This is a genomic window from Zooshikella ganghwensis DSM 15267, assembly GCF_000428585.1.
GTDB lineage: Bacteria > Pseudomonadota > Gammaproteobacteria > Pseudomonadales > Zooshikellaceae > Zooshikella > Zooshikella ganghwensis.
Genome location: NZ_AUAF01000360.1, coordinates 1 through 1,549, shown reverse-complemented (window position 1 = coordinate 1,549; position 1,549 = coordinate 1). Strand labels below are relative to the sequence as shown.

Below are 1,549 nucleotides of genomic sequence, written 5' to 3'. Positions count from 1 at the left end.
CAAAGGAGAGTGGGTTTGTAGAGCTACCCGTTAAAGGAGAGCATACAGAAGCTCTTCTACAACTGCCTCCTATTCATAAAGACCCATTCGATAGATTGCTGGTTGCTCAAGCTATTACTGAACCCATGAAGTTGATGACAGCTGATAATAAACTAGATGATTATAGCGAGCTGATTTGGAAAATATAATTTAGTTGATTAATTTTACCTGGCCACAAATACATACTACACATTAAGTAGTGTTAAGGATCATGAATGCAATAAATTTCTACCGTTGAGGGTATACGCTTATGGCATCCTCTCGTAAAAAAACCGCCGTTCAAGAACCTTTCACCAAGGGCCAGCTGCTCAGTGAAATTGCTGAAACGACTGAACTCTCCAAGAAAGAAGTTGATGCTGTGATGGAGTCGCTTGCCGATATTATGGGGTGGCATATCAGCAAGCGTGGCTGTGGTGAATTTGTATTCCCTAGCCTATTCAAGATTAAAACCAAGAAAAAACCTGCTGTTAGAGCCAGAAAAGGCGTGAACCCCTTTACCGGTGAAGAGATGATGTTTAAAGCCAAGCCAGCTTCAATGCAAGTGAGAATTCAACCCTTGAAAAGGCTTAAGGACTTTACTGGGTCTTAGGTAGAGTGGATTTGTAATGTCCTTTTTACCACGCCTAAGCCTGCGCGCTTCTCTCTTAAAATATGTGAGTTATTTGCCTCTGCTTTGTTTGGCTACATCCTATGCCAAAGAGAACAGGGATTTCGATTATCTGTTAGCGACGGATTCGTGGCCTCCCTACTATGGTGAGCATCTGGCTGACGGTGGCTTTTTCTCAGAGGTTGTCAGGCAGGCTTTCAAGCTACAAGGTAAGACGGTATTTATTATCTACACCTCATGGAAACGCGCCTTTGAGCTGACTAAACAGGGAAAATATGAAGGTCTGTTAGGAGCGTATTATGTCCCCGAAAGAGAACAGTACTTCATCTACTCCTCCGCGATCATACACAGTCGACAGTATTTATTTAGTAAAAAATCCAGCAATATTCAGTTTAAAACACTGAAAGACCTTTCACCCTACCGTATAGGTATCGTTAGAGGATATCACTACTCAGAGGAATTTGATCATGCTGACTATCTGAATAAACATGAAGAGGTCAGCGCTAAAAAAATTATTAAACTATTGTTAATTGACCGAGTTGAGCTAATTGCAGCGGATAAGCGCGTCATGCAATTCTATGTTAATCGTTCATACCCTATATTGATCAACCAATATAAACAACATCCGCTTATGCTGAAAGATATTTCAGTACATTTAGCGATTTCAAAGAAAACCCCTCAAGCCAAACACATTCATCAAACGTTCGAAGAAGGGTTTGCCCTACTGAAAAAACAAGGTCTTTACCAGAAAATTTTACTTAGGCATGGGTTTCCCGTTGAGGATTAAGGTGAAAAACGGCCTTATATCATCTCGACTTTGGCCATTTAGAAGCTAAGGCATTGCAGGTAAAGCAATACTGTTAGTGGTTATAACCTGAATTAACTCATGTCTAATGAAAACCA

Annotated in this window: 3 protein-coding genes; all 3 read left to right on the top strand. The window is 40.7% G+C overall.

Going from position 1 to position 1,549, the window contains the following annotated elements; genetic code table 11:
* The coding region (locus F607_RS35035) for a type II toxin-antitoxin system VapC family toxin (protein ID WP_027710314.1) at positions 1–188 on the top strand (188 nt) is incomplete at its 5' end.
* Between the two features lie 101 nt (positions 189–289).
* A complete protein-coding gene (locus F607_RS0126945; RefSeq protein ID WP_027710459.1) occupies positions 290–628 on the top strand; it encodes an HU family DNA-binding protein in 339 nt (112 codons plus the stop codon).
* A 16-nt stretch (positions 629–644) separates the two neighbouring features.
* Positions 645–1,433, top strand: a complete 789-nt coding sequence (locus tag F607_RS0126940) for a substrate-binding periplasmic protein (protein ID WP_027710458.1) — start codon at positions 645–647, stop codon at positions 1,431–1,433.
* Positions 1,434–1,549: the final 116 nt, after the last annotated feature.

Coding starts and splice junctions, on each gene's coding strand:
- F607_RS0126940 (WP_027710458.1), top strand. CDS start 645: ATGTCCTTTTTACCACGCCTAAGCCTGCGCGCTTCTCTCTTAAAATAT.
- F607_RS0126945 (WP_027710459.1), top strand. CDS start 290: ATGGCATCCTCTCGTAAAAAAACCGCCGTTCAAGAACCTTTCACCAAG.